The 6,746-nt window shown below is 63.8% G+C and carries 8 protein-coding genes; 6 read left to right on the top strand and 2 right to left on the bottom strand.

Features of this window, described 5'->3' with window-relative positions; genetic code table 11:
- The 4 genes from WBR57_RS03685 to hemN form a co-directional block, all read left to right on the top strand.
- Nucleotides 1–1,525: heavy metal translocating P-type ATPase (locus WBR57_RS03685; RefSeq protein ID WP_424082214.1), on the top strand; the 1,525-nt coding region annotated here is incomplete at its 5' end.
- 22 nt (nucleotides 1,526–1,547) lie between these two features.
- Complete coding sequence (ccoS, locus tag WBR57_RS03680) at nucleotides 1,548–1,760, top strand: cbb3-type cytochrome oxidase assembly protein CcoS (RefSeq protein WP_110622612.1); 213 nt, start codon at nucleotides 1,548–1,550, stop codon at nucleotides 1,758–1,760.
- Nucleotides 1,753–2,436 (top strand): sulfite exporter TauE/SafE family protein, encoded by a 684-nt coding sequence (locus WBR57_RS03675; protein WP_424082212.1) that lies wholly within the window; start codon nucleotides 1,753–1,755, stop codon nucleotides 2,434–2,436. Before ccoS ends, WBR57_RS03675 begins: the two co-directional genes overlap by 8 nt.
- Before the next feature lie 103 nt (nucleotides 2,437–2,539).
- Nucleotides 2,540–3,922: an oxygen-independent coproporphyrinogen III oxidase gene (gene hemN / locus WBR57_RS03670; protein ID WP_424082210.1), complete on the top strand. Its 1,383-nt coding sequence runs from the start codon at nucleotides 2,540–2,542 to the stop codon at nucleotides 3,920–3,922.
- On the opposite strand, the gene WBR57_RS03665 is transcribed toward hemN, so the two are convergent.
- A complete protein-coding gene (locus WBR57_RS03665; RefSeq protein ID WP_424082208.1) occupies nucleotides 3,923–4,378 on the bottom strand; it encodes a hypothetical protein in 456 nt (151 codons plus the stop codon).
- A 151-nt stretch (nucleotides 4,379–4,529) separates the two neighbouring features.
- Between WBR57_RS03665 and fnr the strand changes: the two genes are divergently transcribed.
- Together fnr and WBR57_RS03655 are read left to right on the top strand one after the other, a co-directional pair.
- Entirely contained in the window at nucleotides 4,530–5,264 is a 735-nt protein-coding gene (gene fnr / locus WBR57_RS03660) for a fumarate/nitrate reduction transcriptional regulator Fnr (RefSeq protein ID WP_424082206.1), read from the top strand.
- Nucleotides 5,265–5,344: 80 nt separating this feature from the next.
- Nucleotides 5,345–5,893, top strand: coding sequence for an adenine phosphoribosyltransferase (locus WBR57_RS03655; RefSeq protein WP_424082204.1), 549 nt, complete (start codon nucleotides 5,345–5,347; stop codon nucleotides 5,891–5,893).
- A 64-nt stretch (nucleotides 5,894–5,957) separates the two neighbouring features.
- Here the strand turns inward: WBR57_RS03655 and WBR57_RS03650 are convergent.
- Nucleotides 5,958–6,746, bottom strand: a 789-nt coding sequence (locus WBR57_RS03650) for an acyl-CoA dehydrogenase family protein (RefSeq protein WP_424082202.1), incomplete at its 5' end; no start/stop codon positions are given.

Raw genomic sequence — 6,746 nt, 5'->3', positions numbered from 1 at the left:
CCTGCTGCCCGCCTCGTGCCTGCGCCTGAACAGTGACGGCCAGAGCGAGCGCATTCTGCTGCGCGAACTGGCGGTGGGCGACCGCGTGCTGGTGCATCCGGGCGCCGTGCTGCCGGCGGATGGGGTGATTCTCGACGGCCAATCGAGCATCGACGAATCGCTGCTCACCGGCGAGTACCTGCCGCAGCCCAGGCAGGCCGGTGACGCCGTCACCGCTGGCACGCTGAATGTCGAAGGCGCCTTGAGCGTCGAAGTGCGCGCCCTCGGCCATGACACGCGGCTGTCCGCCATCGTGCGCCTGCTGGAGCGGGCCCAGGCCGAGAAACCGCGCCTGGCGCAGATCGCCGACCGCGCCGCGCAGTGGTTCCTGCTGTGCTCGCTGGTGGCGGCGGCGGTGATCGGCCTGATGTGGTGGGAGCTGGACCCTGCGCGGGCGTTCTGGATCGTGCTGGCGATGCTGGTCGCGACTTGCCCGTGCGCGTTGTCGCTGGCCACGCCGACGGCCTTGACTGCCGCCACTGGCAGCTTGCACACCCTCGGGCTGCTGCTGACCCGCGGCCATGTGCTGGAAGGCCTGAACCAGATCGACACAGTGATTTTCGACAAGACCGGCACCCTCACCGAAGGCCGCCTGGCACTGCGGGCGATCCGGCCTTTGGGCACGCTCAGCAGCGACCTGTGCCTGGCCCTCGCCGCCGCGCTGGAACAGCGTTCTGAACACCCGATCGCCCGCGCCTTTGGGCGTGCGCCACTGGCCGCCGACGAAGTGCTCAGTACCCCCGGCCTGGGTCTCGAAGGCCGGGTGGGTGAGCGTCAGCTGCGCATTGGCCAGCCAGGTTTTGTCTGTGAACTCAGTGGTTGCACGATTCCCGCCGCGCCGGACGAAGCTGGCCAATGGCTGCTGCTCGGCGACCGTGGCGGCGCGCTCGCCTGGTTTGTGCTGGATGACCGCCTGCGCAGCGATGCGCCGGCCCTGCTGGCCGCGTGCAAGGCGCGCGGTTGGCGCACATTGCTGCTGTCGGGGGACAGCTCGCCGATGGTCGCCAGCGTGGCCGCCGAACTGGGCATCGACGAAGCCCACGGCGGCCTGCGCCCCGACGACAAGCTGCGGGTGCTGCAACGATTGCACAAGGAAGGCCGCAAGGTGCTAATGCTTGGCGATGGCGTCAACGACGTGCCGGTGCTCGCCGCTGCCGATATCAGCGTGGCGATGGGCTCGGCCACCGACCTGGCCAAGACCAGCGCCGACGCAGTGCTGCTGTCCAACCGCCTCGACGCGCTGGTGCAAGCCTTTACCCTCGCACGTCGCACGCGCCGGGTGATCATTGAAAACCTGCTGTGGGCCGGGCTGTACAATGGCCTTATGCTGCCGTTTGCTGCCGTGGGCTGGATCACTCCGATCTGGGCGGCAATCGGCATGTCCCTCAGTTCGTTGACCGTGGTGCTCAATGCCCTGCGCCTGACTCGCGTGCCGAGCGCGCCGGTCACTCGTGCCACCTTAGTAAACCGCCCGCTGCCGGCTTGAGCCGCGCGGGCATGGAGTGCAGATGCCAGCTCTATACGTGATGATTCCGGCGGCGCTGCTGTTAGTGGGGGTCGCGATCTATATCTTCTTCTGGGCGGTGGACAGCGGCCAGTACGACGACCTCGACGGCCCGGCCCACAGCGTGCTGTTCGACGACCAGGACCCGAACCACCTGGCCGCCATCGACGAAGCCAACGGGCCGGAACAACCGCCCAAAGACCCGCCCCATGCTTGAACTGGCGCCGCTGCTGGTCTCCGCGCTGATCCTCGGCCTGCTGGGCGGCGGCCATTGCCTGGGCATGTGCGGCGGGCTGATGGGCGCGCTGACCCTGGCGATTCCCAAGGAGCAACGCATCCGCAGGTTTCGCCTGCTGCTGGCGTACAACCTGGGGCGCATCCTCAGCTATGCCGCTGCGGGGCTATTGATCGGCCTGGCCGGCTGGGCGCTGGCCAACAGCCCGGCGGCGATGTTGCTGCGCGTAGTCGCCGGGCTGCTGTTGATCAGCATGGGCCTGTACCTGGCTGGCTGGTGGAGCGGCCTGACCCGTATCGAAAGCCTCGGGCGCGGCCTGTGGCGCTACATACAGCCGGTCGCCAACCGCTTGTTGCCGGTGTCCAGCCTGCGGCGCGCGTTGCTGCTGGGCGCGCTGTGGGGCTGGTTGCCGTGCGGGTTGGTCTACAGCACCCTGCTGTGGGCGGCGAGCCAGGGCAATGCGCTGGACAGTGCATTGCTGATGCTCGCATTCGGCCTGGGCACCTGGCCGGTGTTGCTGGCGACCGGCCTGGCGGCTGAGCGGGTGACTGCGCTTTTACGCAAACGCAGCGTGCGCATGGCCGGCGGGCTGCTGGTGATCGTGTTTGGCCTCTGGACCTTGCCCGGTCCGCACCAGCACTGGCTGATGGGCCATTGAAAGGCTATGTGGCATAGCGCCGCTCCCCGTTGATGCAAATCAACATGGCCTAACGGCCACGCCCCTAGACTCGGCCCACCAGCCAATCCCGGGGACCGCCCGCATGCTCGACGCCATTCGTTGGGACACAGATCTGATTCACCGCTACGACTTGGCGGGGCCGCGCTACACGTCCTACCCCACCGCCGTACAATTCGACAGCCAGGTCGGCACGTTCGACCTGCTCCACGCCCTGCGCGACAGCCGCAAGGCCGTGCGGCCGTTGTCGCTGTATGTGCATGTGCCGTTCTGCGCGAACATTTGCTACTACTGCGCCTGCAACAAGGTCATCACCAAGGACCGCGGCCGTGCCCAGGCCTACCTGCAGCGCCTGGAGCAGGAAATCCAATTGGTGGCCTGCCACCTCGACCCGAAACAGCCGGTGGAACAACTGCATTTTGGCGGCGGCACACCGACGTTCCTCAGCCATGACGAGTTGCGCCAAGTCATGGGCTGCCTGCGCCAGCACTTCAATTTGCTCGAGGATGATTCCGGCGACTACGGCATCGAGATCGACCCGCGCGAGGCCGACTGGGCGACCATGGGCCTGCTGCGCGAATTGGGCTTCAACCGCGTGAGCATCGGCCTGCAAGACCTCGACCCGGACGTGCAGCGCGCCGTCAACCGCCTGCAAAGCCTGGAAGAAACCCGCGCCGTGATCGATGCCGCGCGCACCCTGCAGTTTCGCTCGATCAATATCGACCTGATCTACGGCCTGCCCAAGCAAAACCCGATCAACTTCGCGCGCACTGTGGAGGAAGTGATCCAGCTGCAACCGGATCGCCTGTCGGTGTTCAACTACGCCCACCTGCCGGAGCGTTTCATGCCGCAGCGGCGGATCGACACCGATGAGCTGCCGTCCCCCGCCGCCAAGCTGCTGATGCTGCAAACCACCATCGAACAACTGACCCAGGCCGGCTATCGCTACATCGGCATGGACCACTTCGCCCTACCGGACGACGAACTGGCCATCGCCCAGGAAGAAGGCACCCTGCAGCGCAACTTCCAGGGCTATACCACCCACGGGCATTGCGACCTGATCGGGCTCGGCGTGTCGGCCATCAGCCAGATCGGCGACCTGTATTGCCAGAACACCAGCGACCTCAATGGCTACCAGAACACCCTGGCCGGCGCGCAACTGGCGACCAGCCGTGGCTTGCGCTGCACCACCGACGATCGGTTGCGACGCGAAGTGATTCAGCAGTTGATCTGCAATTTCAGCCTGGCATTCGAGCAGGTCGAACAGGCGTTCAATATTGATTTTCGCGGTTACTTCGACGAGGTTTGGCCGCAACTTGAGGCCATGGCTGAGGACGGTTTGATCGCAATGGGGGCGCAGGGCATCCAGGTGCTGCCGGCCGGGCGGCTGCTGGTGCGGTCGGTGTGCATGGTGTTCGATGCCTACCTGGAGCACCAGAACCGGCAACGGTTTTCACGGGTGATCTAGTTAAATCGCCAGCGAGGCGGCCTTGAGTGCGCCATCGGCGCTCAGGCTTTTCATCGCTTTGAGCAGGGAGCCCTGGGCGGTCATCAACCCCGCCTGCAAAGCGCTGATGGCACCCTGGATGTTGTTGGTCTTCACCCGGATCTGTTCCGGGGTCAGGCTATTGTTGTTCGCGACCGCCTGGAGCTCCGCCATTTTCTCGGCGATCTGTTGCTTGAGCTTGCGGATCATTTTGAGCACCTGTTTGACGCTGTCGTCGAGGCCGCTGTCATCAATATCCGCGTTGGCCTTGCTGGCCACCGCCACCGCCGTGAAGGCCGCGCCGGAGATCGTTACGGTCACGCCTTCCACCACTTTGGTTTCGGCGGCCGGGGCCTTTACCGCAGTTCCGGCGGCTGACTTGGTGTCCGGCGCTGTAGGAACGCGGATGGCAGGATTGTAGGCAGCGATGACAGACATGATCCAAGCTCCGACGTGTAGGCATGCCCTTGTATCGGCGTCGATACAAAAACCTTTATACCGTTGCCGGTTTTTTGTACAAGCTGGCCTCATCGACCTCCAGTGCGTTACCCTTACGTCTTATGTGTGTTTTCCCACAAGGATTTAAGAAATGTCCGAGCCAGTCAAACTGCGCGCTCATAGCCAGGCCCATTGCAAGGATTGCAGCCTGGCCCCCCTCTGCCTGCCACTTTCACTGAATCTGGAAGACATGGATGCGCTGGACGACATCGTTAAACGCGGGCGCCCACTGAAGAAAGGCGAGTTTCTGTTTCGCCAGGGCGACAAGTTCGATTCCGTCTACGCAGTGCGCTCGGGTGCTTTGAAAACGTTCAGCCTGAGCGACGGCGGCGAAGAGCAGATCACTGGTTTCCACCTGCCGAGCGAACTGGTGGGGTTGTCGGGCATGGACACCGAGATGCACCCGGTCTCCGCCCAGGCCCTGGAGACCACCTCGGTGTGCGAAATCCCCTTCGAGCGCCTCGACGAACTGGCCCTGCAACTGCCGCAGCTGCGTCGTCAGTTGATGCGCGTGATGAGCCGCGAGATTCGTGACGACCAGCAAATGATGCTGTTGTTGTCGAAAAAAACCGCCGACGAACGCATCGCCACCTTCCTGGTCAACCTGTCGGCACGCTTCCGTGCCCGCGGTTTCTCGGCCAACCAGTTCCGCCTGAGCATGTCGCGCAACGAAATCGGCAATTACCTGGGCCTCGCGGTGGAAACCGTGTCCCGCGTGTTTACCCGCTTCCAGCAGAACGCATTGCTCGCCGCCGAAGGCAAGGAAGTGCATATCCTCGACCCGATCCAGCTGTGTGCGCTGGCCGGTGGTTCGCTGGAAGGTTGATCCAAAGGCTTGCGGCCGCGCCAATCGGCGAGGCCGCAGGTATACTTCGAGTCCGTTTTCCGCTCCAGGACTCTTCGACGATGACCTTCGATTCGTTCGACATCAAATCCCTGATCCGCCCTGTCATCGACTTCCCCAAGCCTGGGGTGATCTTCCGTGACATCACGCCGCTGTTCCAATCGCCCAGGGCCCTGCGCCTGGTGGCCGATAGCTTTGCCCAACGTTATGTCGAAGCGGACTTCACGCATATCGGCGCGATGGATGCGCGGGGCTTTTTGATCGGTTCGATCATCGCCTATCAACTGAACAAGCCGCTGATCCTGTTCCGCAAGCAAGGCAAGCTGCCCGCCGACGTACTGGCCGAGGGTTACCAGACCGAATACGGCGAAGCTTTCCTGGAAGTGCACGCCGACAGCCTGTGCGAAGGCGACTCGGTACTGATGTTCGATGACCTGATCGCCACCGGCGGCACCCTGATCGCAGCGGCCAACCTGGCGCGGCGCATGGGTGCGAAGATCTTCGAAGCCGCGGCGATTATCGACCTGCCGGAACTCGGTGGCTCGCAACGCCTGGAAGATATGGGAATTGCGACGTTCTGCCTGACCCAGTTTTCTCTGACCGAACGGTAACAGTTGCCTGCTCAAATGCTGGGAGGGGGCTTGCCCCCGATCAGGCGCTGAAAACCACCGCCGATCAAAGCCCCATCTGCTTGCTGATGATTTCATTCATCACTTCGCGGGTGCCGCCACCGATGGACAGGATGCGGTTGTCACGGTACAGCCGTTCCACCAGGTTGCCGCGCATATAGCCCTGGCCGCCGAGTATCTGCACAGCGTCGTAGGTAACACGGTCGGCCGTGTCGGTGGCCAGGTTCTTGGCCATCGAAATCTCCTTGATCACACTCTTGCCGGCGGCCATTTTCGCCGCCTGGCGGTAGGTGAATTCCCGCGAGACTTCGACGGCGGTGGCCATTTCCGCCAGGCGATGCTTGAGGACCTGGAATTTGCCGATGGGTTTGCCGAACGCCTCGCGCTGGGCCGCCCATTTCAGGCTTTCTTCCAGGGCCAACTGCGCAGTCATATTGGCCATCAGGGCCAAGGCCAGGCGCTCGCTCTGGAAATTGCCCATGATGCAGGCAAAGCCCATGTTCTCGGCGCCGATCAAATGGCCTACGGGCACGCGGCAATCGTCGAAGAATAATTCCGCCGTGTCCGACGCCCACCAGCCCATCTTCTTCAGCGGCTGGCCAACGCTGAAACCGGGGGTGTTTTTTTCGATCAGCAGCAGGCTGATACCGGCAAAACCCGGCCCGCCGGTGCGGACGGCGACCGTGTAGAAGTCGGCGCGCACGCCGCTGGTGATGAAGGTTTTGCTGCCGCTGACGCGGTAAAACTCGCCGTCGCGGGTGGCGCGGGTCTGCAGGTTGGCTACATCGGAGCCGCCGCCGGGCTCGGTGACGGCCAGGGCGATGATCTTCTCGCC

The sequence above is a fragment of the Pseudomonas sp. genome (assembly GCF_049590575.1).
In the GTDB taxonomy this organism is placed as follows: domain Bacteria; phylum Pseudomonadota; class Gammaproteobacteria; order Pseudomonadales; family Pseudomonadaceae; genus Aquipseudomonas.
Note: the sequence above shows the minus strand (reverse complement) of the source record. Positions and strands in the feature narration are given on the sequence as shown.